Below are 25,950 nucleotides of genomic sequence, written 5' to 3'. Positions count from 1 at the left end.
ACGTGCGTATACTCTGAGAATTCTGGCCACTCGACCCGGTTCGGGGCATGATGGATTACAAGTAGGAGGTCACTATGTCAGTTTCTCTCGCCTTCCTGGGTGACGGCCTCGTAGCGGGCGGTCAGTGGGATGAATGGTTACCCGGGAACGACGTGCACAATCTGGCCGTGAGTGGCAACTCTACCGACGAGGTGATCTTGCAACTTGCCCAGGTAATTGAAATGCGACCCGACGCCATCGTGATCGGGGTCGGGACCAATGATCTGGGCTGGCGCAGGTCCGACGAATATGTAGTACGCAACCTGGAAACCATCCTGTACACGCTGCGGCGCGCGCTGCCGGAAACCCGCATCATGGTGCAGTCGGTTTTACCCCGTGAACAAGCATTTGCCGCGACAATCCGCTCCATCAATCGGCATATCTGGCAGTACGCGCCCACCCAGCACGTGCAATACCTCGACCTCTGGCCAGCCCTCGCGCTGCCTGACGGCGAACTCGATCCCGCTCTGGGCATCGACCGCCTGCACCTGAACCCAGCCGGTTACGCGGCCTGGCTGGCCGAGTTGAAGCCGGGCTTGGAGATGTTGTTCGAGCGCCCGCCGTCAACGACGTCGATTCCCATCCAGCACGCCTGAGGGCGAAGCGTGCCGGGGCTGGGGAGTAGCCTTTTCGCTCGGTAGAATACAGTCATGCCTTGCTCCATCCACCCCGCACGTATCCTGACTCTCGGTCCTGGTGCATCCTCCACGGCCACGGCCACGGCCACGGCCACGGCCACGGCCACGACCACGACCGCATCACGCGTGACGACCTCCTCGAGTTCCGTCCACGGTTTCTCTCGCGGCTGCGCCAGCGTCTGATGGGCACTCCAGCCGCACCGACATTCACCCGCTCGGCTCTCGCGCCGGGTCTTTTGGGAGCCATCGTTCTGCTCGCGGGACTCGCGCTTTTGGACAGTGAGAGTTTCATCATCATCCGTTACGCGGTCAGTATTCTCGCCCTCATTCTCTGCGTCTTCGTGATTCAGGCGCGTTCCTGGTACTGGCTGGTCGGTCTCGTTCCGATGGCCGTCCTATGGAACCCGGTCGTGCTTTTTGACCTCAGCGGTCAGGGGTGGGTTTCGGCGCAATTCATCGGCGCGATCATTTTCATCGCGGTCGGTTTGCGCACCAAAGTTCCGGTACAGAAGGACTGAACGTCGGGCGTAGACTACTACCGCGTTGAGAGAACCCGGTCTGGTCTCTGCTGTGCACTGGTAGCCGGTGGAAGTTTCCGTACACTCAATGTTTTGACATCGTTGATTTGACGGCACCGGCGTTGCGATAGCATTCGCCTGGCCTTGGGTCTGGCGTCAGATCGCGACCCGTACCGCGTTTCGTGAATCGCATGTTTCCGAACACGATAAAACGATTTTGCGCACATGCAGCGTTCCGGTAATACCAGAATGACCGTGACCGGCACGCTCGGACAGATACAGCCGGTACCCGTACCGTGCTGCTGCGAAGTGGAGAACAATGGCTTATACCCGCACCGATGCCTCGGGCAGCCGGAACAATCCCGGTCGTAACGGACTCACCCGCAATCGGGCTCATCCGCGCTCCCGCGACGATGACGCCCCGATTATTCCGATTCTCGCTCGCAAGGTGCGCGAGGTCGAGGCCAAGGCGCAGTCCGGTACCAAGCTCGGCCCGACCAATCGCACGAAATACCAGGTCATCGCCCTGTTGATGCGTGAAGAACGGGCCAGGGTCAAAGGCGACAAGGAACTCTCCGACGCGAACCGAGCAGAGTTGCTCAAACGCCTCGACGGGATCGCGCAAATTCTGGCCAAGACTGCCGCCAGGGACACAAGCCTGATCACGCTGCTCGAACCCGATGCCGGCGTCTCCACCGTCGCCCAGCGGTTTCGGCGTGATTGGCTGCTCGAATCCGGTGCCGAGCTCAGCCCCGACGAACTCATCATCACCCGCGAGCCCGAGGCGGCACCGGTCGTGCTGCAGAACCAGGTCATCCCCCAGTCGGTGAAAGCCAGGCAGCTCGCCAACCCGTTCCTCGCCCCCGACTTCAGCGCCGCAGCACAGCCGATCGTGCACCCGCGTCGGCTCGCCAACTGGGAGCTGCTCGGCCCGCTGTTCAAATCATTCGAGTACGGTTCAGGCGGCCAGGCGGCCAGCATGGACATGCCGGAGGCACCTGGCCGTGACCGGCTCTCGCCGGGCGGCATGGAACTCATGCGGCATCAAGCCCGCTTCATCGAGAGCGCACGGCTCGGGCACCGCAGTTACCTGCTCGCCGACGAGCCGGGCCTCGGCAAGACCGCGCAGAGCCTGCTGGCGGCATCCGTTGCCAACGCCTACCCGCTTCTGGCCATTGTGCCCAACGTGGTGAAGATGAACTGGGCGCGTGAAGTGGAGCTGTGGACGCCGAACCGGCGGGCAACGGTCATTCACGGCGACGGCGACAGCCTCGACGCTTTCGCCGATGTGGTGGTGGTGAACTACGACGTTCTCGACCGGCACCTGGCCTGGCTCGGTACGCTCGGGTTCAAGGGAATGGTTGTCGACGAGGCGCACTTCATCAAGAATCTGTCGTCCCAGCGGTCCAAGCACGTGCTCTCGCTCGCGGACCAGATTCGCCGCCGAACCCCGGGCGGTAACCCGCTGCTGATGGCACTCACCGGAACCCCACTCATCAACGACGTCGATGATTTTCGTGCCATCTGGCAGTTCCTCGGTTGGATCGACGGCGACAAACCGGCCCCTGCGCTGCTGAAACGCCTGGAAGAGACCGGCCTGACCCCGGCCGACATGGGCTTCTACAAGGAAGCCCGTGCTGCCGTCATCGACATGGGCATCGTGCGTCGCCGTAAGGTCGACGTAGCCGCCGATCTGCCGGCCAAGCGCATCGCCGACCTGCCGGTGGAACTCGATGACGACCTCGGTCGATCGATCCGCCAGGCCGAACGCGAACTGGGTGCCCGATTGGTCACCCGGTACCACGCGCTCGTGGCTGCCAGGCATGCCGGCTCGGGCGGCCCGGCCGTTCCCGACGAAGACCAGCGGGATGCGTACGTTCGCGCCATCGCCCACGCCGAACTCGAAGATTCCAAAGGCCAGACCACCGGGGAAAACGTGTTCACGATGGTGCGCAAGATCGGCCAGGCCAAGGCCGGGTTGGCGGCGGATTACGCCGCGCAACTGGCGCGCTCGGTGGGCAAGGTGGTGTTCTTCGCCAAGCACATCGATGTCATGGACACGGCAGAGGAGATCTTCGCCAAGCGCGACCTGAAAACGGTGTCGTTGCGCGGGGATCAGAGTGCAGTGGCCCGCCAGGCTGCGATCGACTCCTTCAACAACGATCCCGATGTCGCCATCGCGGTGTGCTCGCTGACCGCGGCCGGGGTCGGCGTCAACCTGCAGGCCGCATCGCACGTGGTGCTGGCCGAACTGAGCTGGACCGCCGCCGAGCAGACCCAGGCTATCGACCGGGTGCACCGCATCGGTCAGGATGAACCGGTCACCGCCTGGCGCATCATCGCAGCGCACACCATCGACGCACGCATTGCCGACCTGATCGGCAGTAAAGAGGGTCTTGCAGCTCGCGCCCTCGATGGTTCCCAAGCGGAGTACTCGACCACCGAATCGGTTCAGGCGAGTGCTCTTATCTACCTGCTCACCCAAGCCCTCGACGGAAAGCTGTAGATCGCATGAAGATCGGTATTCTCACCAGCGGCGGCGATTGCCCCGGACTCAACGCGGTTATTCGCGGCGCAGTGCTCAAGGGTGTGCGCACGCACGACTTTGAGTTCGTCGGAATTCGCAATGGTTGGCGCGGACTCGTGCAGAACGAGTTCATGCCCCTCGACCGCCACAGTGTGCGCGGCCTGTCCCGTCAGGGTGGAACCATCCTCGGCAGTTCCCGCACCAACCCGTTTGAGGGTGAGAATGGCGGTCCGGAGAATATCCAGCGCACTCTCGACGCAAAGGGTATCGATGCTGTGATCGCCATCGGCGGGGAGGGGACGCTGACCGCCGCGCACCGCCTCACCGAGGCCGGCCTCAACATTGTCGGGGTTCCGAAAACCATCGACAACGACCTCGAGGCCACCGATTATTCTTTCGGTTTCAACACCGCTGTCGAAATCGCCACCGAGGCGATCGACCGTTTGCGCACCACCGCCGAGTCCCACGGCCGCTGCATGGTTGTTGAAGTCATGGGACGCCACGTCGGCTGGATCGCGCTGCACTCCGGGATGGCCGGTGGCGCCCACGCCATTCTCATTCCCGAGCAGCCCAAGTCGATCGCACAGATCTGCGAGTGGGTGGAGCGTGTGCGTGACCGTGGCCGCGCCCCGGTCATCGTTGTTTCGGAGGGCTTTTTGCTCGCCGGCATGGAGGAGGCGCACTCGACCAAGGGGCTCGACGCTTTTCACCGTCCCCGTCTCGGCGGAATCAGCGAGATTATCGCCCCGCTCATCGAGGAACATACCGGCATCGAAAGCCGGGCAACGGTGCTGGGCCACACCCAGCGTGGCGGGGCACCGTCGGCCTACGACCGAGTGCTCGCCACGCGGCTCGGAATGGCAGCGGTCGACGCGATCCACAACGAGCAGTGTGGTTCCATGGTGTCCCTGCGCGGCACCGAGATCGATGTCGTGAGCATCGCCTCGGCCACCATCGGCCTCAAGCGGGTCCCACCGGCCCGCTACGACGAGGCGTCTGTACTGTTCGGCTAGGCCGGCGTACTGTTCGGCTGGGCCGGCGTACTGTTCGGCTGGGCCGGCGTACTGTTCGGCTAGGCCGGCGTACTGTTCGGCAGGGCCGGGTCGAGCGGGGCGGTCAGGTCAGGCCAGTTTGGCCTGCACCTGGGCCAGCGAGGGATTGGTCGCAGCCGATCCGTCGGGGTAGAGAATGGTCGGTACCGTCTGGTTGCCGTTGTTGAGGCTCATCACCAGCTCCGGCGTACCGTCAACCCGCTCAATGTTGACCTCGGTGTAGCCGATCCCGGCGCTGTCGAGTTGCTTCTTCAATCGTTTGCAGTAACCGCACCAATCGGTCGTGAACATGGTGATGGTTCCGGTAGCGGGTACAAAGTTCATATACGCAGCCTATCCGCACTGCCTTAGAGTCCACTCCGTGCGCACGGCTTTGAACGAGCATTAAGATAAATCAATGACTTTGCCCCAGGTGTGCGTGTGCTACCTCACTCGATTATCTCCCGAAGGTGATCGGCAGGTACTGCTGGGGCGCAAGAAGAAAGGCCTCGGCGTGGGCAACATAGTCGGCGTCGGCGGCAAACTCGAAATCGGTGAGAGCGCAGTGGATGCGGCCGTTCGCGAAATCGAGGAGGAATCCGGACTCGTGGTGGCGGCATCCGCTCTGACCGAACTCGGGTTTCTCACGTATCTGTTCCCGCACCGCGAAGAGTGGAGCCAGGAGTCGACCGTGTTCGTCTGCGACGAGTGGTCGGGAACTCCGCGGGAATCGAACGAGCTGAACCCGGTATGGTTCGACATTGCGAGCCTGCCCGTCGATGAGATGTGGGATGATGCCCGGCATTGGCTGCCGGGAGTCCTCGCCGGAATCCCGGTGCGTGCCACGTTCACCTTCGGCCGTGACCTGGAAACCGTCGTGTCTCGTGCCTGAATTCAGCTGGAACCAGATCACCTGATCACCTGATCACCTGATCACCTGATTGATGGGCCTGCCGTCGAGCCCGAGCCATGCGCTGTTCGGTGGACTGATTGGCGCCACGATCATCGGCGTCCGCGCCCACAGGCCAGACCGGCACGTTCATCCGCTCGTCGCGCGGGGCGGGTCAGGCGGTTTTGCGCACTCGGCCGAGCCAGGTCATCAGGTGGTAGATAACGATGGCCGCTACCGTTCCGAGCGCGATGCCGTTGAAGCTGAGTGTTCCGGCGTTGAGTGTGAAGTCGGCGATACCGATAATGAGCGCGGTCGCGGCGGTGAACTGGTTCACCGGCTTGGAGAAGTCGACCTTATTGTCGAACCAGATCTTGACGCCGATGACGCCGATCAGCCCGTAGAGCGCGGTGGTGACACCGCCGAGCACGCCATCGGGGATCGTGAAGATGATCGCACCGACCTTGGGGGAGAGGCCGAGCAGAATAGCGACGATTCCGGCGACCCAGTAGGCCGCCGTGGAGTAAATGCGGGTCGCCGCCATGACACCGATGTTTTCGCCGTAAGTGGTGGTTCCGCTGCCGCCGCCAACACCGGCGAGCATGGTGGCCAGACCGTCAGCGAGCAGGGCCCGTCCGGTGAGTCGGTTCACCTTGGCATCCGTCATCTGGGCCACACCTTTGATGTGGCCGACGTTCTCGGCGATGAGCACGAGCACGACGGGAAGAAAAGCGGGCAGCACCCCGAACACGGCCGCCGGGTTCTCGAAGGGGTTGGCCGGCGCGGTGAACGGAGGCAGGCCGATCCAGGTCGCGTCCGCCACGCGGCTGAAGTCCACCTCACCGAGGAAGATCGCAGCGACGTAGCCCACGAGCACGCCGAGAAAGATTGAGAGCCTGCCGAGGATGCCGCGAAACAGCACGGTGCACAGAATCACCGCGACGAGCGTGATGAGCGCGGTGAGCGGTGCCTTGTCGAAATTGGCCTTGGCCACCGGGGCCAGATTGAAGCCGATGAGGGCCACGATCGCGCCCGACACAATCGGCGGCATCAGCCGGTCGATCCAGCCGGTGCCGGTGAGCTGCACGATGACGCCGACCAGGGCGAGCAGTACCCCGACGGCCATGATGCCGAACAGGGCGCTCCCCATGCCGGCCGACGCCGTTGCCGCGGTGATCGGCGCGATGAACGCAAACGACGACCCGAGGTAGCTGGGCAGTTTATTGCCGGTGATCAGGAGAAACAACAGGGTACCTATGCCGGAGAACAGCAGGGTCGTGCTCGGCGGGAATCCGGTGAGCAGGGGCACCAGAAAGGTAGCGCCGAACATGGCGACGACATGCTGCGAGCCGATACCGATGGTCAATGGCCAGCTCAGTCGTTCGCCAGGGCCGACGACCGACTGCGCCTCGACGGTTTTTCCGTCACCGTGCAGTGTCCAGGGCAGTGCCATTTGTGTTCTCGTTTCGTCTGGTGCGGTATCTGTGTCGAGCGTAGTCGCAGCCGGTCAGCACCGCGGAATAGACTCGATTCCATGAGCCAGCTCGCTGATCCGACCACCCAGCAGGGTCTCGAAGTGCGGGTATCGGGCGGTTTGCTCCGCGGAGTTCGTGAACGCGGCGTGGTGGCCTGGCGCGGCATCCCCTACGCGGCCGCTCCGGTGGGCGATCTGCGGTTTCGTGCCCCGCAGCCAGCCGCGACCTGGCACGGTGTGCGTGACGCGAGCGTGTGGGGCTTGATTGCCCCGCAGAGCCACAAGGGCCAGTTTCGCGGCGCCCACCCACGCATCCCGCAGGGGGAGGACTGCCTCAACCTCAACGTGATCGCACCCGACGAACGGGTTCGCCCCGGTGCGCAGATAGAAGACGCCCTCCGGCCGGTGATGGTGTTCATCCACGGTGGCGCCTACAGTGTCGGTTCCAGCCGCGAGGTTCCGCGGCAGGGGGAGGGGCTCGTGCGGCGCGGCGATATCGTCTACGTCAGCCTGAACTACCGGCTGGGCGCCCTCGGGTACCTGGACTTTTCTCGATTTGGTTCGCCAGAGCATCCGTTTGAGAGCAACCTCGGCCTGCGAGACCAGGTCGCGGCCCTGCAGTGGGTGCGAAACAACATTCACGCCTTCGGCGGTGATCCGAATGCGGTCACCCTGTTCGGCGAGTCGGCCGGCGGCAACGCGGTCACCACACTGATGACCGTGCCGAGCGCGTCGGGCCTGTTCCAGCGGGCGATCGCGCAGAGTGCGCCGCCGAACGCGGTCTACCCGAGTGACATCACTTCGCGCTGGGCTGGCGAGTTCGTGGACAGCCTCAGCGAAGCCCCGGGCCCCTACAGCACCGCCGACGCGGCCCGCCTGTTGCTGGCCGCCGACCCGGCACTGCTCGCCGCCGCCACGACCGCGCTGACCCTGCGTACCCCCGATCAGGACCCGGGTACGATTCCGCTCTGCCCGGTCATCGACGGTGATTTTCTACCGGAGCGGCCGCTCGACGCTTTTCGGGATGGCCGTGCAGCGCGCATCCCGCTCATCATCGGCACGAACGCGCGTGAGGGCTCGCTGTTCAGCGGCCGCATCGATATTCTCGCCACAACGCCCGCGCGCATCCGCGCAATCTTCAAAAAGACCAAGAAGAAGGCTAAGAAGGCACTCAAAGCGCAGTATCCAGGCATTCCGGCGCTGCGGGCCGCGCTGGATTTCGGCGGCGATTACTCATTCTGGTATCCGAGCGTGAAGGTCGGGGAACGACACTCCCGGTACGCACCGGTGTACTTCTACCGTTTCGATGCCGCCCCACGGCTGCTGCGGCTGATGGGCCTTGATGCCACGCACGGTCTCGAACTCTTTCCGTTGTTCGATCGACTCGACGGCTGGTTCGGCCGCGGTATGACGGCGCTCGGCGGGCGTCGCACCTTTCAGGACATCGCAACACGGATGCAGGGCTGGTGGCTGTGCTTCGTGCACGGCGGGGTGCCATCGGCCGAGTGGCCGCTCTACGACGAAACCACGCGCGCGACGCTCATCATTGATCGGGACGACCAGGTCGAGTCGGACCCGCACCGGGAACGGCGCCTGGCCTGGGGACGGTTCGTGCCACACGTTTAAGGAGTGTGCCTGGCCTGGTCATAGACTAAGACCTTGCATTAAGAGCCACGGCACCGGGAGTACACCATTTCGAGCACTGAAACACCCACTACTGCGGCTTCGCGTGGCCTGAAAGCCCGCGTCGACGCGTACTTCGAGATCTCCAGCCGTGGCTCCACCTGGTCAAGAGAATTCCGTGGCGGAGTCGTCACCTTCGTGACGATGGCCTACATCGTTATCTTGAACCCGCTCATTCTAGGCGGGTTCAGCGCCGACCAGGCCGCCGTCGACGTCGAGGGTGGCTGGCTTCCCAACGAGCAGGTAGCCGCCGTCACGGCGCTGACTGCCGGAGTCATGACTATCCTGTTCGGCGTCATCGCCCGACTGCCCTACGGTTTCGCAGCCGGGCTCGGCATCAACTCGTTCCTCGCCGTGAGCGTCGTCGGCCAGGTCACCTGGGCCGAAGCGATGGGCCTTGTGGTCATCAATGGGCTCATCATCGTGCTGCTCGCCTCGACCGGCCTGCGCGAACTGATCTTCAACGCCATTCCCCGGCCTCTGAAAATCGCCATCACGGTCGGAATCGGCCTGTTTATCGCGTTCATCGGCCTGGTCGACTCCGGTTTCGTGCGGGCCAGTGGTGCGAACTCGCCGCCGGTGCAGCTCGGCGACGCTGGCTCGATCGCAACGTTGCCGACGGCGATTTTCGTGATCGGGCTCATCATCATGGGGGTCCTTGTGGCTCGTAGGGTGAAGGCTGCCCTGCTGATCGGCATCGTCGTCACGACCATCATTGCCGTCATCCTCGAGGCAATCTTCAGGGTGGGACCCTCGTTCGGTACCAACCCGGCCGGTTGGAACCTGAACGCGCCCGTGCTGCCGACGAGTGTGGTCGCCCTGCCCGACTTTGCACTGATCGGCCAGGTGTCCTTCGGCGCGTTCGAGCGCATCGGCATGCTCGCCGCCGTGATGCTCGTCTTCACCCTCGTCTTCACGAACTTCTTCGACGCCATGGGAACCATGACCGGCCTGGCCAGTGAGGCCGGACTGGCTGACAAGGACGGAAAGTTCCCGCGGCTGAAATCCGCGCTCATCGTCGAGGGGATCGGAGCTGTCGCCGGTGGGGCGACGAGTGCCTCGTCGAACACCGTGTTCATCGAATCGGGCGCCGGCATCGGAGAGGGAGCCCGCACGGGCGTTGCCAACGTAGTCACCGGCATCCTTTTTCTGGCCGCCATGTTCTTCACCCCGCTCACCCAGATCGTGCCGCTGGAAGTGGCTGCCGCGGCGCTCGTCATCGTCGGAGCACTCATGGTGTCGCAGATTCGCCACCTCGACTTCACCGAATTCTCCAGCACACTGCCGATCTTTCTGACGATCATCGTGATGCCGCTGACCTACTCAATCGCCAACGGTATCGGTGCCGGGTTCATCAGCTGGGTGCTCGTGCGCAGCCTCTCCGGCAAGGCACGTGAGATCAGTCCGCTGTTGTGGGTCGTCGCCGTCGGTTTCATACTCTTCTTCGTACGTGGTCCGGTCGAGGCTCTGATCGGCTGAGTGATCGAAGGCATCGTCGGGGCGGGAACGCAGGTGCACGACGACGATTGGCCGTCGATCGACCCACAGCAGCCGCGAACGGATACCGCGTCGCAGCGCGACTAGATCTCGCGACTAGATCTCGCGACAGTGCGTCGTGAGCATGCCGATCTTGTCGATCGAAATGGTCACGGTCGACCCGTCGCGTAAAAAAATCGAAGGTTTACGGCTGTAGCCGGCGCCGCCTGGACTGCCGGTGGAGATCAGGGTTCCCGGCAGAAGAGTGGAGGTTGTGGACAAGTAGGAGATGATCTCCGCGACGGTGCGCACCATGTCACCGCTCGAAGCGTCCTGCAGAATACGGCCGTCAACGTGGGTGGTCAGCCACAGGTTCTGCGGGTCACCAATCTCATCGGCGGTGACGACGAGCGGACCGGTCGGGGTGAAACCATCAAAGGATTTGCAGCGAGACCACTGTGCCTCTGAGAACTGCAGGTCGCGAGCGGTTATGTCGTTCACGACCGTGTACCCAAAGACATAGTCCAGGGCGTCGGCGACTGACACGTTGCGGGCTGGGCGGCCGATGATGACACCCAATTCGGCTTCGTAGTCGACCTGGGTGGTGAGGTCGCGCGGCCAGGTGATGGTCGAGCCGTGCCCGGTGAGCGAGTTGGGCCAGAGCGAGAACACGGTCGCCGCCGTTTCGAGGCGCAGGCTCAGCTCGGACGAGTGAGCGGCGTAATTGGCGCCGATTGCGATGATCTGCGGCGGTCTGAGCACCGCGGAAGAGTGTCGCAGTTCATCGACCGGGGTGAGTGCAGCGCCGTTGGAGGCGGCGTCGAGGCTGATCGCGCGGATGCGTTCGTACTCGGCGTCGCCCTGTTCGAGCAGGTCTTGCAGGTCACGCGGAGCGTCGTCAATGACGTCGTCCAGGAACAGTGCCGCATCGTCAAAGATCACGGCCAATCGGGGAATGGAGGAGCCGTCAACTCTCAAATGCGCAAATTTCACTCTCTTAGGCTAACGGGCGCGAACCCGGGTTGGCTTGTGGGGGGCTCCAACCCTCGGCTTGTCTGCTTGGAGGAAAGGGGCGAAGGGCTGCTGTGGCCCCGGCGCAGGTGCACTTCGGCGTAAGTGCGCCACCAGGCCCGGTGGGCCCCGCGGGCGACGAGTGCATTCGGGGCAACGATGAGCCCGAGGCGGCCAGCTCCCTCCCAGGGTCAGGTCGCTCGCCAACGGTGTGTCGGGGCTACCAATGAGCCTGTCACGCCTGGCCGGAAGGCGGTAGCGCAGACTCAAACACGGAGCGGCTCGATAGACTGTGGCGATGAACGCACTGCTGCGGCTCCAGTCCGAGCTCGGCGCAATCGTCAGCGTCGATCCCCTCGACCTTGCAGCCAACCGCGCCGACAAATCCGGCTGGGTGGCCGACGGTACGCCGCTTGCCATCGTGCGCGCTACGACGGTCGATCACGTTCAAGCGGCGCTGCGCATTGCAACCGAATTTCGGGTACCGGTAGTCACACGTGGCGCCGGAACCGGCCTGTCGGGCGGAGCCTGCGGTACCGACGGATCCATCGTGCTGAGCGTGGCCGGACTGACCCGCATCATCGAAATCAACCCCGACGACGAACTTGCTGTCGTCGAGGCCGGCGTGATCAATCAGCACTTCAACGACGTCCTGGCGAAACAGGATCTCTGGTTTGCCCCGGACCCGGCCAGCAAGGGCATCTCTACCGTCGGCGGTAACATCGCCACGAATGCCGGCGGGCTGCTTTGCGCGAAGTATGGGGTCACCCGGGAAGCTGTGCTCGGTCTGACCGTCGTGCTCGCCGACGGCAGTCTGCTGCGCACCGGGCATCGCACGGTCAAGGGCGTCACCGGTTACGATCTCACGGCGCTGCTCACCGGATCCGAGGGTACCCTCGGCGTCATCGTCGACGCGACGGTGCGGGTGCGCGCGCTGACCGCTGGCACCGTCGCGACCATCGGTGCGGTTTTTGACACGGTGATTGCGGCGGCCGCAGCCAGCGCTTTGATCACTGCCGCACGGATTCGTCCCGCAGTGATGGAACTGATCGACCCGGTAGCGCTCGGCATGGTGGCCGCGTACCTCGGGCCCGACGGCTCGGCCGGCCTGCCACTCGGCCAGGGTGCATTTCTGCTCGTGCAGACCGACGGACCGGCGGCACTCGCCGAAGCCGAGGCGGCCGTGGTGGTGCTGCGGAGAGCTGGTGGCCAAGCCAGTTTGTCAACGGATGCTGTTTCCGGCGACCGTCTGCTGGCCATTCGTCGCGCCATGCACCCGGCCCTCGAACAATTTGGTCGGGTACTCATCGAAGACGTGTCGGTGCCGCGTTCGCGCATGGCCGAGATGTTCGCCGTCATCGCCGAGATCAGCGCACGAACCGGTATCCCCATTCCCACCGTCGCCCACGCCGGCGACGGTAACCTGCACCCGAACTTCGTCATTCCGCGCGGCGGTGCAGACGATGCGGTGGTGCCCGATGAGATCTGGGCCGCCGCCGACGAGATGTTCCAGGCTGCGCTGGCCTTGGGCGGCACGCTCACCGGCGAACACGGTGTCGGCGTGCTGAAGCGTCGCTGGCTGCGTGATGAGATCGGTGACACGAGCCTCGTTTTGCAACGCCAGCTCAAAGCGGTCTTCGACCCGCTGGGCCTGCTGAACCCCGGCACTATGTTCGACGCCTGAACTGCTGATTCGCAGCCGGTATTGTCGAGTAATGAGCCTCGATCAGCCGCCAGGCCAGCATCCCACCGAACAGCGGTCGAGCCAACACCTGCCCGTGCAGGCGAGTCAGGCTTCGGTGCAACCGGTCTGGAACCAGCCGGTGCTCCCGTCTCGCGCCGGCCCGATCGTACTGGCCGTGATCGGCATCGTGTTCGCGGGGATGGCCCTGCTTGCCGTGTTTTGGTACCTGACCACATTCCTCGGCGCCGACGCCCTGCTTGTCGGGCTGATCCTGGCGCTACTGCCGCTTACGGTGGTGCTGCTGGCGGTGCGCTGGATCGACCGCTGGGATCCGGAGCCGCGACCCGCCCTCATCTTCGCCCTGCTGTGGGGCGCGGGAATCTCCGTCGTCACCGCCTTGGTCTTCGATCTTGGCGTGCAGGTCACGATTGCGGCCAGCGCAGGGGCCCTGACCGGGAGTGATTTCGCATCCGCTGTCGTCCAGGCCCCAATTGTGGAAGAAGTCGCCAAGGGTTTCGGTGTGCTTGCGCTGTTCTGGGCGGTGCGAAGGCACTTTGACGGGCCAGTCGACGGTGTCGTCTACGCCGCGACGATTGCGGCCGGCTTTGCCTTCTCGGAGAATATTCAGTACTTCGGTCTGGCTTTGACCGAGGGCGACGCGCAAAGACTCGGCATGACGTTTTTGCTGCGCGGGGTCTTTTCGCCGTTCGCGCATGTCACTTTCACGATCTGCACCGGGCTTGCCCTCGGCCTGGCCGCGAGGCGCAGCGCCAGCCGGGGCGGGGCGGTCGGTTATTTTCTGATCGGGCTGCTACCCGCGATCATTCTGCACGCACTATGGAATGGCAGCACCTTTGTATTCGACGGCGACGCCTCCGTGCTCGCCTATTACGCGGTCGTGCAAGTGCCTCTGTTCATCGCCGCCATTCTCGTAGTTGCCTTTTTGCGCCGGCAAGAGGCTCGCACCACCCTGCGCCGTCTACACGAATATTCGCAGGCCGGATGGTTCACCGCAGCCGAAGTCTCGATGCTGGGCACCGGTTCCGGTCGACGGCAGGCGCTCGCCTGGGGCAGACGCCAACAACGACCGAAGAAAGTCGCGATGCGCCGTTTCATAGCGGATGCGACGCGGCTTGCCTGTGTGCGCGACCGTCTTGTTCGCGGCCAGAACACCGCGGCCCTGCACGCCCATGAGGCGCACCTGCTCGGACTGCTGGTGAATCATCGGGCCGACGTGCTCGGTCAGATCCGGCCGGGTTCGGCGCCAGCGGCACCGTGATCAGGTGGAGTCACGCGGGACAACAGAAACTCGCCGCTTCGGTGGTGTGGCGGTGCCGACGACTCTCCCGATGCGACGAGTTGGTGTGTATTAAGAGTGCACCCGGAACCCGCCAGGCGCAAGCATTATTTTCGCAACACCCCTGGTATGCAATCCGGGGCGGAATCCGCTTGGATAGGGGTATGACTGATTTGAATTCCAAGCCCGAAATTGATTTCCCAGAGGGCGCTGCGCCCGAACAACTCGAGATCACCGATGTCGTCGTCGGTGATGGCGCTGAAGCTACGGCCGGAGCCACCGTCGACGTGCACTACCTGGGCGTCGAGTTCGCGTCCGGCGACGAATTCGACTCGTCGTGGAACCGCGGCCAGTCGATCAACTTTCCGCTGCGCTCACTCATCGCCGGCTGGCAGGAAGGCATCCCCGGCATGAAGGTCGGCGGACGCCGCAAGCTCGTTGTGCCGCCGCACCTCGCTTACGGGCCGGCCGGCTCTGGCCACCGTCTCTCCGGCCAGACCCTGATTTTTGTGATCGACCTGCTCGGCGTGAGCTAACCCACGGCGCCAAGAACCACACGGAACGGGATACGGCTGCTGTAGCTGTATCCCGTTTTGTCTGCGCGCTGACCTGATCAGCAACGATCAGGTCAGCGCCGCCGTCGGCTCCGGGCCGAGCCCAAACCGCCGCCCGGTGATCGAATCCGGTACGATCTCGACAAAAACCGGCTTGACCGTGGGAATCAGCGGGTGCAACGGCAACGCTGCGGCGTCGTCGATGTCCCGTTGGGTGTCGAGCGCGCGGGCCGTTCCATGCACGACGACACTCCATGCTTCTTCGCGGCCCACGCCATCCGTTTCGAACGCGACGTGGTTGTTGACCGTGAGCTCGATCAGTTTGGTGCCCGGAGAAGTACGAAACAGCAGACGCCGGTCGGCGGCGACAAAATTGACCGGAAAAATATCGGGGAGCCCGCCGACGGCCACGGCCAGGCGGCCGAGGCTGGCCGAGAGCAAGGCGTTCCAGCATTCCTCTTCGCTGAGATTCTGCACGCCCGATGCGGCCGCGTTCACGTCGTTGAAAGTCATACTCCATCGTCACACGCCCCGAGCCACAGGGCGAGCCGGGCCAGCGTGTTTCGTACCGCAGCAGGCAAACTGGCGCCGAGAACGTTTTATCCCCTATGTAGGGTGTTATGCCTGTAAGCTGGAACTTTGCCCAGCGGGGCAGGCACCTGGCGGTGCACAAGCGATTTAATCCTGAGGGGTTTTATCGCGCGTCGCAATCTATTCCTGAGAGGGTTCCACAGTGAGTGCACTACCCGAAGTACCGGCGAAAACGCCACACAGAAGTCCTTCCAAAACCCGTCTCTTTGTCGTTGCAGCGCCTCGAGTGTTCTACCCGGCACTCGGCATCATTCTGGCCGTCGTCATCGTCGCCATCGCCTTTCCCGTGCGCACGGGCAGCGTTCTCGCCTTGTTGCAGGGCTGGGTGGTAGCCGGCCTTGGCCCGTACTACGTGGTTATCGTCGCGGCTTTCGTCGTGTTCGCCATTTGGATGGGTCTGAGTCGTTTCGGCGACATCAAGCTGGGTAAAGACGACGACGAACCCGAATTCGGTCTGATGAGCTGGTTCTCGATGCTCTTCGCTGCCGGCATGGGCATCGGCCTGGTCTTCTGGGGGGCCTCTGAACCCCTTACCTTCTTCACGACTCCAAAGCCGGGCGTGACCGGTGATTCCGCGGATCTCGCCGCCGCAGCGATGACGCAGACCTTCCTGCACTGGGGGTTCCACGCCTGGGCCATCTACGCCGTTGTCGGCCTGGCCCTCGCCTACTCGATCCACCGGAAGGGTCGGCCGGTCTCCATCCGCTGGGCCCTCGAACCGCTCCTCGGCACCCGCCGGGTCAAGGGCCGCCTCGGTGACGCGATCGACGTGATCGCCATCGTCGGTACCCTATTCGGTGTCGCGACCTCCCTCGGACTCGGTGTCAAGCAGATTGCCGCCGGACTGAGCTACCTCGGAGTGGTCGGCGAGGTCACGAATACCCTCCTCATCATTTTGATCATCGTTATCACCATCATCGCGACGGCTTCGGTCGTCAGCGGCGTCGGCAAGGGCATCAAATGGCTCTCCAACATCAACCTCGGCATGGCCGGCCTCCTGCTCGTGGCCGTGCTGCTTCTCGGCCCGACGATGTATCTGCTGCGTATGCTCGTGCAGTCGGTCGGCGGCTACTTCGAAAACGTGGTCGGACTCACCTTTGACACCGGAGCGTTCACTGGCGAGGCCGGCCTGGACTTTCAGGGTGCCTGGACGATCTTCTACTGGGGCTGGTGGATCTCGTGGGCCCCGTTCGTTGGCGTGTTCATCGCGCGCATTTCACGCGGACGTACGGTTCGACAGTTCATTGCCGGCGTGTTGCTCGTTCCGACCCTGGTCACGTTCGTCTGGTTCGCTGTCATGGGCGGCAGTGCCATCCGTCAGGCCTGGGAGGGTGATGGCGGCGGGCTCTTCGACCCGAACGTCGGCATCATCCCCGAGAATGTGCTGTTCAATTTTCTCGGCACCCTTCCGTTCGGTGTGATCCTCTCGGTGCTCGCGGTCATCATCATTGCGATCTTCTTCATCACCTCAGCCGATTCGGGTTCGCTCGTAATTGACATGCTCGCTTCCGGCGGTGACACCAATCCGCCCAAGTGGAGCCGCATCATGTGGGCCGGCCTCGGCGGGCTCGTCGCCATCGCGCTGCTGCTGGCTGGCGGATTAGCGGCTCTGCAGACCGGCGCGATCTTGACCGCCATTCCGGTGAGCATCGTGATGATCGGCATGTGCATTGCCATCTACAAGGCGTTCCGCATCGAACACGAGGTCTTGGTGGCTGCCGAACGCCGCCAGCGTCGTGAGGAGATGGCCCGCCGCATCGGCAAGTCCGTCACCGCGCACCTCGAAGAGAACTTCGACGACCACTTCGGTGATCAGGTCGACGGACACATCGAGGCGGCATTGACCGATGATCCGACGCGGCGCCCGCGCTGGGGCCGTCGTCCGAAGGCATAACACCTGAACCGGGCCAGGGTCGCTACATGCCGTTGGCGGCTCTGACCCGGTTGACCAGATCGCGCCACGGCCCGTTCACCTGGGGTTCGGCGAGCACTACCTCGTGCGGAGCGCACCGAATCCGGTAGGCGAATCGGTCAGGGGTGGCCTCGCTGTCGGTGACGTCATCCCAGGGCAGAGAATTCAAGAACTCTGTCCACGTGCTCGGGTCGGGCTGTTCTTCGACCCGAACTTCCCAGGTCAGGCGGATTCCCGCCATCCCGCCGCTGCGGGAGACGATGACTTTCATATCGAGATGTTACTCCGGTGGCAGCGGTGCAGTGGGCGCGGTCGATGATGGGGGTGGTGTCGGCCGGGCGGGGGGAAGAGGAGCGGGAATCGCCGCCACAACGCCCACCGTGGCCCATGCCTGTAGCACCGCGTTATGGGCGGCACCACCGCTGCCGTACAGTCGCGCCGCGGTGTCGGCCGTCGCCGCAGCGAAAGCAGCAAAGTCGCTCTGACGGTTCAGCGCGGTGCCGGTCAGCGTGTCATACCAAATGTGGCCCGGGGTCTCCCAGGCGTTCCCGCCGAGAGTGTCGGCAACCAGGTAGAACGCGCGGTTGGGAATACCGGAATTGAGATGCACTCCGCCGTTGTCATCGTCGGTTTCGATGTACCCGGTCATATCGCCGGGCTGCGGATCTTTACCCAGCACATCATCGTTGTACGCGGTGCCGGGCGCTTTCATCGAGCGCAGGGCAACGCCCTCGACCTGGTCCGTGAACAGGCCTTCGCCGATCAGCCAACTCGCGTCTGCCGTCGATTGATTTGTGGCGTGCTGCTCGACCAGGGCGCCGAACACGTCGGAGATGGACTCGTTGAGGGCCCCCGACTGGCCACGGTACTCAAGATTGGCCGTGAATTGGGTGACCCCGTGCGTGAGCTCGTGGCCGATCACACTGGGCGAGATAGTGAAGCGGTTGAAGATCTGCCCGTCACCGTCGCCGAACACCATGCGCTCGCCGTCCCAAAAGGCGTTGTCGTATTGTTTGCCGTAGTGCACGGTCGCGTCCATGGGAAGTCCGTTACCGTCGATGCTGTCCCGCCCGAACTGCGTCCAATACAGCATCTGCGTGACGCCGAGACCGTCGTAGGCCTCATTCACGGCCGGGTCGCCGCCGCCAGGCTGCCCCTCGGCGCGCACTTGCCGACCGGGCAGTCGTTCCTGGCCGCCGGCATCTGAAATAGTGCGGTCTGACTCGCCCGGGGTACGCGCCGGCAGGGTGCGAGCTCCGGAATAAGCAAACGGATGCACCCCGTCGCGCAATTGCCGAATCTGCGAGTCCCGCAGCAATGACGCCCGTGCGGCCGCTGCGGCCTGCGCGAATCGGGGTTCGTCAAGTTTCGCCAGCCTGACCAACAGATAGGGCGGAACGATCGTGCACACGGTGTGGAGCGCGGAATTGTCCATGAGCAGAGTCTGGCACTGGCCGCCGACATTGCAACTACGCGTTTTCGCGCGACTGAATAAACTCGTCGCATGCGCTTTGGAATCGTCATCCTTCCACAGGACCCGTGGTCGGTTGCCCGCAGAAAATGGCTCGAAGCAGAGCAGTACGGCTTCGACCACGCCTTCACCTACGACCACCTGTCCTGGCGCTCGCTCGCCGATGAACCGTGGAACGCGACCATCCCCACCTTGACCGCTGCTGCGGCCGTGACCGAGCGCATCATTCTGGGCACCTGTGTCTCGTCACCGAACTTTCGGCATCCGGTGCCGTTCGCCAAAGATGTCGCGACGGTCGACGACGTTGTCAGCGGCGACGGTCGCGACCCCGTTACGATCGACCGTTATCTCTCGCTCGACAGCGGTGGAACATATTCCCTGCAGAGCATGGATGCGTTTGAGGATGCCGTCGGCCGGGCCGCCGAGCTCGGCTTCACCGACGTGATCAGTCATTGGCCGCGCGAGAATGGAATCTACTCGGGCGATGAGTCGATACTCGGCACGGTCGCGGCCGTTTTCACGTGAATCAGCCAGAGAGACCGGTTGATCGGGGTTTCTGACCGGCGGATGTCTAGGCTGGGTGCATGCGCGCACACGACGACCTCACCCCCCTGGTTCCTCGCACCCCGCTGACCGATCGGCTCGGCTGGCTCGGATTGCGCAGCGGCCAGATTTTGCTCGTCATCCTGCTGGCCTCCGTGATCATCTTCGGCCTGGTGCAACTCAAGCTCGTCGTCATCCCGGTGCTGATAGCGATCATCCTCGCCTCAGCGTTGAGCCCGGTGATCAACGGCCTGCGGAAGCGGGGCGTCGCCGCCATCCTGGCCACCTGGATCACCCTGCTCGGCGGCATCGTCGTGTTCGGCGGCATCATCACGCTCATCGTCCTCGCCGTGCGCGACCAGTGGAACGAGCTGTTCTCCTCGGCCTCCGAGGGTATCGACCGCCTTCAGCAGTTCCTCATCGACGGGCCGATCCAGGTCGACGAAAAGCAGATCGCCGACGCCCGCACGGCAATCGTCGATTTTCTCACCAGCAGCCAGTTCGGCACCGGAGCACTTGCCGGGGCATCCGCTGTCTTCGAACTGATCACCGGAGCCGTGCTGCTCATAGTCATATTGTTCTTCTTTCTCAAAGACGGCGGCCAGATCTGGAACTTCTTCCTGACGCCGTTCAAAGGCGAGCGCCTCGCCCGCGGACGCCGCATCGGCCACACCTCACTGCGGGTACTCGGCGGTTACGTGCGCGGCACGGCGATCGTCGCCGCTGTCGACGCCACTGCGATCGGCATAGGCCTTGCAATCTTGCAGGTGCCGCTCGCTCTCCCACTCTCGGTCATCGTTTTCCTCGGTGCGTTCATTCCGTTGATCGGCGCGACCGCGGCCGGCGTGCTCGCAGCCTTGGTCGCCCTCGTCGCGAGTGGGCCGGGCGTCGCCCTCATCGTCATCATCATCGTGATCGCGGTCAACCAACTCGAGGGCAACTTTCTGCAGCCCGTCGTCATGGCGCAGTCGCTGAAGCTGCATCCGCTCGTCATCCTGGTCGGGCTGACCGCCGGAACCATCCTTGGCGGTATCGTCGGTGCCGTACTCTCGGTACCGATCGCGGCCGTCGCCTGGGCCATCGCCAAAGCCTGGAACACACCGGATGCGCCGCGTCCGACTGCCGCAGGGAGCCCGTCGAAGCGTCGCGTTCGCAAACGCTGAACCGTTCTGCTCGTGCCACCGCTGGCCGGCGCCGCGCGCCTGTCGGTCGAACAGATTCGAGTGCTCGGAAATGTGGCCGTGGCAACTCGACCGCGAATGGCTCACCTTCGACACGGCGGCAGGCCAGGACGGTGCCGAATTCGAAGCACTGATCCGCTTCGCCGCAACCGGTGAGAAGACGCCCATCGTCTCCACCGAGCACCCTCTGGCCGGCCCGCCCGACCCAGCAGCCCTCCTCGACCATGCCGTCACCCGTGACGGCGAGTGCCGTCTGTCGCAGACCGAAATCGATACGGCCGAGGAATCGCTCACCCTTGCCCTTGGCATGGAGCTGTACCTGCCCACCGGAACCGTGCTCTCGGCGCCGATGGATGGAGCCGTCATGGTGATCAATGCCGATGCGGTGCGGCTCGAGGGGGACCACTTCGACCTGTGGCTGACCGGGGTTCACCTGGCTGCCGTCGACGGCCGCTTCATGCGGGCCGGAACCATCCTTGGTTTGGCCACTGCACGTCTGACCGTACAGATCAGCCGACTGGAAACACCACTGGATCGATACCTACGGGCAGAGCTACGTCGATATGGTCAACAACGTCACCACCGTCGAACACGGACATCCGCGCATTGCCGAGGCCGCACGCACCCAATAGTCGCTGCGGTACACCAATTCTTGTTTTCACGACGAAGAGCTCGTGCGGTTCACCGAATGCCTCGCCGTGCGCCGTGCGTTCAGCTACACCGGCCATGAGACCATCCTGTCCGTGCGGGAGGCCTGCCACGGCTGGTCGATCGGAGCGGATGCCGACTCCTCCTCGGTCGCCGACAACCCCACCAGCGCCGACCATTTTCTGAACGCTCTCGACGAGGTGCTCGGCGAGCTCACCGAGTGAGTTAGCGACGCGTCTTCGTGGAGGGGAGCGCGCTCGGCTCGGGTTCGGCGATGAAGACCAGGCCGCCGGCGCTATTGGCCGAAAGCATGAGCGCCTCGATCCAGTCACGATTGATAGACGGGGTTCGGTTGCCGAAATACCGGTAGTAGAGCGTGCTCGTCGGGTCGAGCCAGATGGCACTGCGGCCGCTGCCCTCACCGACAGAATCGGTCCAGGTGAAGACGAAACTTTCGCGTCGACGCAGCTTGGTGCTGATCACGATCTGCAAGTGCATCAGGGCGCGATCATCGAAGGTGATCACGTTGCCCGGATTGCCGTAAAGCAATGTACCCAAACGTGCACCTCCTCGATTGTTCCACCACTGTAGCGGTAGCCGGGGTGAGGACAGACCGGTTCATTGCCGCCAATTCCCGCCGGGTGAGCGCGTTCGTCGTCCACTCTGCTAAAGTATGAAGGTTGCCGTTCAACGGCCGCGGATAAAGAGAGCTCAGGCATTTGGCCAAGGGCACCGCGCAGTGAGAGAAAGGGGATCCCACTTTATGGCACTCGAACCAGATGCTAAGAAGGCGATCATCGAAAAGTACGCTACCCACCCAGGCGACACCGGGTCCCCGGAAGTTCAGATTGCAATGCTCACGCAGCGCATCCTTGACCTCACGGAGCACCTGAAAGAGCACAAGCATGACCACCACTCACGTCGTGGCCTGCTTCTCATGGTTGGTCAGCGTCGCCGTCTGCTCGGTTACCTGTCGGACATCGACATCACTCGATACCGCACACTGATCGGCAGCCTCGGCCTGCGTCGCTAATTTATTCGTAGCGAAGGCAGCGTTGATAACGCGAACTTCTTCACAACGGGCCGTCACCTCTTTGGTGGCGGCCCGTTGTGCGTACCGCGTCATCTCGAGACGGGTACCGAAGAGGTGAGAACGGGGTTGCTAGCATAAGGGGTTGGCAATAACGAACGGAAACCACTACGCATGAGTCTCTGGCGCACCAAGAGTATTGAAGATTCGATAGCAGACTCGCTGGAGAAGGGCCACAGCCTTAAACGCACCCTCGGTACCTGGGACCTCATGATCATGGGTGTCGCTGTGGCTGTGGGTGCGGGGATCTTCTCGGTAGGGGCCAAGGCCGCCGGCAGTTATGCCGGACCGTCGGTCACGCTTGCTTTTCTGCTGGCTGCCGTCACCTGCGCCCTCGCCATCATGTGTTATGCCGAGTTCGCCTCCGCTGTGCCGGTCGCCGGCTCCGCCTACACCTTCACCTACGCCACCCTCGGCGAGCTGTTGGCCTGGATCATCGGCTGGGACCTCATCCTCGAGATGCTGACCGCTGCCGCCGTGATCGCCAAATACTGGGGCATCTACCTCAGCACAGTCTTCGACCTGGCCGGCTGGAACGTTCCCGCCACCATCAAGGTGCTTGGCCTGGACGTGAGCTGGGGTGCCTTCGTCATCGTCGCCATCTTCACTGCCCTGCTCGTGCTCGGCACTCAGCTCTCCGCCCGCGTGGCCAGCGTCTTCACGATCATCAAGGTCGCCATCGTCGTCTTCGTCATCATCGTCGGAGCCTTCTTCATCACCCCGAAGAACTACACCCCGTTCATCCCCGCCGAGGTGCCCACAGAGGGCGGCGACGGTGACGTCTGGATGCAGTCGCTGTTCTCCTTCATGACCGGTGCGGCCCCCGCACAGTACGGCCTGTTCGGTCTGCTCGCCGGCGCATCCCTGGTGTTCTTCGCGTTCATTGGTTTCGATGTCGTCGCTACGAGCGCCGAAGAGGTCAAGAATCCGCAGAAGACCCTGCCGAGAGGCATCTTCGCCGGACTGGCCATCGTCACGGTGCTCTACCTCGGAGTGAGCCTGGTATTGACCGGGATGGTGCCGTATACGGTGCTTGCCGACGATCCGAATGCGTCACTCGCCACCGCTTTCGTCGCTGTCGGAGCCGGCTGGGCTGCCCAGATCATTTCAATCGGAATCCTGGTCGGTCTCACGACGGTCATTATGGTGCTGCTGCTCGGCCTCTCCCGCGTACTGTTCGCGATGAGTCGCGACGGCCTGCTGCCGCGCTGGCTGAGCGTCACGACCGAGAAGCGCCGCACTCCGGCCCGGATCCAGATCATCTCCGGTGCCGCCGTCGCATTGCTTGCCGGCCTCACCGACGTCGGGGTGCTCGAAGAAATGATCAACATCGGCACCCTGTCGGCGTTCGTACTCGTCAGCATCGCCGTGGTCGTGCTGCGTAAGAAACGCCCCGACCTGCCGCGCGCTTTCAAGGTGCCGTTCTCCCCGGTACTGCCGATTCTCTCGGCTGTGCTCTGCATCTGGCTGATGCTGAACCTCACGACCCTCACCTGGGTGCGCTTCGCGGTCTGGCTGGTCGTGGGCTTCATCGTCTACTTTGCCTATGGACGCCGACACTCCGTACTGGGCATCAAGCAGCGTGCCGCTGCCGCCGAAGCAGCCAGGGTCACTGCGGGCGAGGCGACACGCGTCGACTGACGATCATTGTGTGCAAGTTCTCCGCTCGAGCGCGAGCTGGCGAGCAGAGGGGCATTGACCCGGCAGAGCGGCATTGACCCGGCAGAGCGGCATTGACCCGGCAGAGCGGCATTGACCCGGCAGAGCGGTAGTGACCGAGCAAAGCGGTATTGACCGAGCAGATCGGTATTGACCGAGCAGATCGGGGCAACGGTGCCGGAGCGATCCGGGCGATCACTGGAACCTCGGTTATCGGGTGGAGCCGGCCCAGAGCTCCTCGACCGACACGACGAGGGGCGAGGGAACGGCGTTGCTGCCGGAGTACAGCACCAGACCGATGGAACCCACCGATTGCAGGCCGGCCGTCGAGTCGCTCTTGCTGACCTGCCAGGTGCTGGGTTCGGCCGTGCCAACTTTCCATACCTTGGCTCGAATCGCCGTGGGCGAGACCCCAGTGACCTGCAATCGAAGTTGCAGTCGATTTCCGGGTGTGTAGGTGAGCCCTGGAACGATCAGATCCACCACGGTCGTATTCGTGCGCCGAATCTGCAGCTTGACGCTGCCGCTCGGCGCCACGACGATCCTGGCTCCGTAGGACGCGCTGCCGATACGCCGACCGATGACCGCGATGTAGGCAGACCCGGTAGTCGGTCGCACGAGGTTGAGGCTCGTGCGCACCTCGGTGTCCTGACTGGACACTCCATTCAGGTAAGTACCCCGGGTGCTTCCCGGCGTCGTGGTCAGCTGCGCGACTCCGCGTGCCACGGAGAAGCCCGTGGCTGCGGTCCACGAACCTCCCAGCTCGGCTGATCCCAGGGCGCCGGTGACGGTGCGACCGAAGGTGTCGGAGGCCAGGACGCCGCTAAGTCGGGCGACCTCGGACGCGGCCAACGTGAACGCACCAACGCAGTAGGCAATGGACGTTGTCGTGCTGGGTTTGGCCGGGGCCTCCCCAACGCCTTGGCAGTTTGACAGGAAGCCCGAACTTTTCAGCGAAATCGTGCTGAGTCCGGCCCAAGCGCGCGTGATGACCGGAAGGTAGGTCGCCGAGTCGAGCAGTCCGGTGCGGATGCCGTACGCCATCGCGTAGACGAAGAGCGCCGTAGCGCTGGTTTCGGGCGCTGGAAAGAGTGACGGGCTGAGCAGGCTGCTGCGCCACATCCCGTCAGATCCCTGGAGCTGGGCCAGCCGGGCGGCCATCGTCTGGAGCATGGTTTTGTACTCGGTGTACTGCGGGTCTGCCGGCGGCAATACCATCAGCGTGCGCGCCATCGCCCCGATCACCCAGCCGTTACCGCGCGCCCACATGACCTTGTGGCCGAGCGAATCTCGCTGTCCGACGTACTTGCAATCCCGCCACCACAGCTGTTCGCTAACATCGAACAGCCCGTCGGCGGTGCAGCCGGGCCGCACCGGCGTCGTGCCGTCGTTCTTGAGAAAATTGTAGAACTGCGAATGCTTCGCTTGATAAGTGGACTTGCCGGTTCGGGTAGCCCAGCGCGGCCACAGGGGTAGGCCCATGAACATCGAGTCGATCCACCAATAGCGATTGGGTGCGAGGCTGAGGTCCTCGGCCATGAACCCGTCGGATGGCGCAAGGTTTGCATTCACCCCGACATTGGCGGAGTCCTGCCAGACCTGGATGGCCGCACGGCTGTCGGGGTTCGACGTGGGGCTTGACGGTGCGTCGGCGTTCCAGTTGTTTCGTGTGCCCCAGGATTGCAGCCACTGCCGGTAGGTCGGATCGTTGGTTTCCTGAACGAGGGCCTCTACCCCCATGAAATAGGGGGCCCATTTCCAGCCGGCGTCGGAGCTCGCTCCGCCATTGTGCGCATAGAAATAGTCGGTTGCGGACCGCGCGGCCTGCACGATCGATGAACGGGATGGCAGTGCCGCGGTAGCGGCCTGCGCGGCCTGCGAGGTCTGCGCGGTCGGCAGAACAACGACGATAACAGTCATGAGCAAGGCAAGGACGGTTTTCATGGTGTCAAAATACTCGCGGGCCGTCGTTCTGGCAATGCTGACGCCGGTGGCTTCGAGTGGGTCTGTTACGCTGAACGGGGCCGATTCTAT

At 63.6% G+C, this 25,950-nt stretch carries 25 protein-coding genes; 17 read left to right on the top strand and 8 right to left on the bottom strand.

What is annotated here, in order from left to right; genetic code table 11:
• Positions 1–74: 74 nt before the first annotated feature.
• The 4 genes from CXY83_RS09090 to CXY83_RS09075 all read left to right on the top strand — a co-directional run bounded on the left by CXY83_RS09090 (position 75) and on the right by CXY83_RS09075 (position 4,735).
• Entirely contained in the window at positions 75–635 is a 561-nt protein-coding gene (locus CXY83_RS09090) for a GDSL-type esterase/lipase family protein (protein ID WP_104197042.1), read from the top strand.
• Between the two features lie 59 nt (positions 636–694).
• Positions 695–1,195 carry a DUF6804 family protein gene (locus tag CXY83_RS09085; RefSeq protein WP_233200732.1) on the top strand — a complete coding sequence of 167 codons (501 nt, stop codon included), beginning with the start codon at positions 695–697 and terminating at the stop codon, positions 1,193–1,195.
• Positions 1,196–1,514: 319 nt separating this feature from the next.
• Positions 1,515–3,701 carry a DEAD/DEAH box helicase gene (locus CXY83_RS09080; protein ID WP_104197041.1) on the top strand — a complete coding sequence of 729 codons (2,187 nt, stop codon included), beginning with the start codon at positions 1,515–1,517 and terminating at the stop codon, positions 3,699–3,701.
• A gap of 5 nt (positions 3,702–3,706) precedes the next feature.
• On the top strand, positions 3,707–4,735 hold the full coding sequence (locus CXY83_RS09075; RefSeq protein WP_104197040.1) for a 6-phosphofructokinase: 1,029 nt from the start codon (positions 3,707–3,709) through the stop codon (positions 4,733–4,735).
• Positions 4,736–4,843: 108 nt separating this feature from the next.
• On the opposite strand, the gene CXY83_RS09070 is transcribed toward CXY83_RS09075, so the two are convergent.
• On the bottom strand, positions 4,844–5,098 hold the full coding sequence (locus CXY83_RS09070) for a mycoredoxin (protein ID WP_104197039.1): 255 nt from the start codon (positions 5,096–5,098) through the stop codon (positions 4,844–4,846).
• Positions 5,099–5,171: 73 nt separating this feature from the next.
• Here CXY83_RS09070 and CXY83_RS09065 point away from each other — a divergent pair, with 73 nt between their 5' ends.
• A complete protein-coding gene (locus CXY83_RS09065; RefSeq protein ID WP_104197038.1) occupies positions 5,172–5,645 on the top strand; it encodes an 8-oxo-dGTP diphosphatase in 474 nt (157 codons plus the stop codon).
• 172 nt (positions 5,646–5,817) lie between these two features.
• On the opposite strand, the gene CXY83_RS09060 is transcribed toward CXY83_RS09065, so the two are convergent.
• Positions 5,818–7,095, bottom strand: a complete 1,278-nt coding sequence (locus CXY83_RS09060; RefSeq protein WP_104197037.1) for a uracil-xanthine permease family protein — start codon at positions 7,093–7,095, stop codon at positions 5,818–5,820.
• Positions 7,096–7,176: 81 nt separating this feature from the next.
• Between CXY83_RS09060 and CXY83_RS09055 the strand changes: the two genes are divergently transcribed.
• Positions 7,177–8,742 carry a carboxylesterase/lipase family protein gene (locus CXY83_RS09055; protein ID WP_104197036.1) on the top strand — a complete coding sequence of 522 codons (1,566 nt, stop codon included), beginning with the start codon at positions 7,177–7,179 and terminating at the stop codon, positions 8,740–8,742.
• A 66-nt stretch (positions 8,743–8,808) separates the two neighbouring features.
• Entirely contained in the window at positions 8,809–10,278 is a 1,470-nt protein-coding gene (locus tag CXY83_RS09050; protein ID WP_104197035.1) for an NCS2 family permease, read from the top strand.
• A 114-nt stretch (positions 10,279–10,392) separates the two neighbouring features.
• Here CXY83_RS09050 and CXY83_RS09045 read toward each other — a convergent pair whose 3' ends face one another.
• Positions 10,393–11,268 carry a fumarylacetoacetate hydrolase family protein gene (locus CXY83_RS09045; protein WP_104197034.1) on the bottom strand — a complete coding sequence of 292 codons (876 nt, stop codon included), beginning with the start codon at positions 11,266–11,268 and terminating at the stop codon, positions 10,393–10,395.
• Between the two features lie 316 nt (positions 11,269–11,584).
• Here CXY83_RS09045 and CXY83_RS09040 point away from each other — a divergent pair, with 316 nt between their 5' ends.
• The 3 genes from CXY83_RS09040 to CXY83_RS09030 all read left to right on the top strand — a co-directional run bounded on the left by CXY83_RS09040 (position 11,585) and on the right by CXY83_RS09030 (position 14,803).
• Positions 11,585–12,970 (top strand): FAD-binding oxidoreductase, encoded by a 1,386-nt coding sequence (locus CXY83_RS09040; protein WP_104197033.1) that lies wholly within the window; start codon positions 11,585–11,587, stop codon positions 12,968–12,970.
• A 31-nt stretch (positions 12,971–13,001) separates the two neighbouring features.
• Positions 13,002–14,249, top strand: a complete 1,248-nt coding sequence (locus CXY83_RS09035) for a PrsW family intramembrane metalloprotease (protein ID WP_104197032.1) — start codon at positions 13,002–13,004, stop codon at positions 14,247–14,249.
• Between the two features lie 182 nt (positions 14,250–14,431).
• On the top strand, positions 14,432–14,803 hold the full coding sequence (locus CXY83_RS09030) for an FKBP-type peptidyl-prolyl cis-trans isomerase (RefSeq protein ID WP_104197031.1): 372 nt from the start codon (positions 14,432–14,434) through the stop codon (positions 14,801–14,803).
• A gap of 87 nt (positions 14,804–14,890) precedes the next feature.
• On the opposite strand, the gene CXY83_RS09025 is transcribed toward CXY83_RS09030, so the two are convergent.
• The gene (locus CXY83_RS09025; RefSeq protein WP_104197030.1) at positions 14,891–15,334 is read right to left on the bottom strand and encodes a pyridoxamine 5'-phosphate oxidase family protein; all 444 of its coding nucleotides are present in this window, start codon (positions 15,332–15,334) and stop codon (positions 14,891–14,893) included.
• Between the two features lie 220 nt (positions 15,335–15,554).
• Here CXY83_RS09025 and CXY83_RS09020 point away from each other — a divergent pair, with 220 nt between their 5' ends.
• Complete coding sequence (locus CXY83_RS09020; RefSeq protein WP_104197029.1) at positions 15,555–17,306, top strand: BCCT family transporter; 1,752 nt, start codon at positions 15,555–15,557, stop codon at positions 17,304–17,306.
• Between the two features lie 22 nt (positions 17,307–17,328).
• Here the strand turns inward: CXY83_RS09020 and CXY83_RS09015 are convergent, their stop codons facing one another.
• Together CXY83_RS09015 and CXY83_RS09010 are read right to left on the bottom strand one after the other, a co-directional pair.
• Positions 17,329–17,595, bottom strand: a complete 267-nt coding sequence (locus CXY83_RS09015) for a protealysin inhibitor emfourin (protein WP_104127290.1) — start codon at positions 17,593–17,595, stop codon at positions 17,329–17,331.
• 9 nt (positions 17,596–17,604) lie between these two features.
• Entirely contained in the window at positions 17,605–18,759 is a 1,155-nt protein-coding gene (locus CXY83_RS09010; protein ID WP_104197028.1) for a M4 family metallopeptidase, read from the bottom strand.
• A gap of 69 nt (positions 18,760–18,828) precedes the next feature.
• Here CXY83_RS09010 and CXY83_RS09005 point away from each other — a divergent pair, with 69 nt between their 5' ends.
• The 4 genes from CXY83_RS09005 to CXY83_RS17390 all read left to right on the top strand — a co-directional run bounded on the left by CXY83_RS09005 (position 18,829) and on the right by CXY83_RS17390 (position 21,391).
• Entirely contained in the window at positions 18,829–19,320 is a 492-nt protein-coding gene (locus CXY83_RS09005; RefSeq protein ID WP_104197027.1) for an LLM class flavin-dependent oxidoreductase, read from the top strand.
• Positions 19,321–19,379: 59 nt separating this feature from the next.
• The gene (locus CXY83_RS09000) at positions 19,380–20,501 is read left to right on the top strand and encodes an AI-2E family transporter (RefSeq protein WP_104197026.1); all 1,122 of its coding nucleotides are present in this window, start codon (positions 19,380–19,382) and stop codon (positions 20,499–20,501) included.
• A gap of 70 nt (positions 20,502–20,571) precedes the next feature.
• Positions 20,572–21,249, top strand: coding sequence for a hypothetical protein (locus tag CXY83_RS08995; RefSeq protein ID WP_104197025.1), 678 nt, complete (start codon positions 20,572–20,574; stop codon positions 21,247–21,249).
• Complete coding sequence (locus CXY83_RS17390) at positions 21,218–21,391, top strand: hypothetical protein (RefSeq protein WP_158251867.1); 174 nt, start codon at positions 21,218–21,220, stop codon at positions 21,389–21,391. The genes CXY83_RS08995 and CXY83_RS17390 overlap by 32 nt, the downstream gene beginning before the upstream one ends.
• Before the next feature lies 1 nt (position 21,392).
• On the opposite strand, the gene CXY83_RS08990 is transcribed toward CXY83_RS17390, so the two are convergent.
• A complete protein-coding gene (locus CXY83_RS08990; RefSeq protein ID WP_233200729.1) occupies positions 21,393–21,725 on the bottom strand; it encodes an ATP-dependent DNA ligase in 333 nt (110 codons plus the stop codon).
• A 205-nt stretch (positions 21,726–21,930) separates the two neighbouring features.
• On the opposite strand from CXY83_RS08990, the gene rpsO reads away from it, so the two are divergent.
• Both rpsO and CXY83_RS08980 read left to right on the top strand, forming a co-directional pair.
• Positions 21,931–22,200: a 30S ribosomal protein S15 gene (gene rpsO, locus CXY83_RS08985; RefSeq protein WP_092112143.1), complete on the top strand. Its 270-nt coding sequence runs from the start codon at positions 21,931–21,933 to the stop codon at positions 22,198–22,200.
• A gap of 171 nt (positions 22,201–22,371) precedes the next feature.
• Positions 22,372–23,898: an amino acid permease gene (locus CXY83_RS08980; RefSeq protein WP_104197024.1), complete on the top strand. Its 1,527-nt coding sequence runs from the start codon at positions 22,372–22,374 to the stop codon at positions 23,896–23,898.
• Between the two features lie 228 nt (positions 23,899–24,126).
• Here the strand turns inward: CXY83_RS08980 and CXY83_RS08975 are convergent, their stop codons facing one another.
• Positions 24,127–25,860 carry a glycoside hydrolase family 88 protein gene (locus tag CXY83_RS08975; RefSeq protein WP_104197023.1) on the bottom strand — a complete coding sequence of 578 codons (1,734 nt, stop codon included), beginning with the start codon at positions 25,858–25,860 and terminating at the stop codon, positions 24,127–24,129.
• Positions 25,861–25,950 lie beyond the last annotated feature (90 nt).

Source organism: Cryobacterium sp. M15 (genome assembly GCF_002929675.1).
Lineage (GTDB): Bacteria > Actinomycetota > Actinomycetes > Actinomycetales > Microbacteriaceae > Cryobacterium > Cryobacterium lyxosi.
The sequence above is the reverse complement of the archived record's forward strand: the minus strand, read 5'-3'. Positions and strand labels throughout refer to the sequence as shown.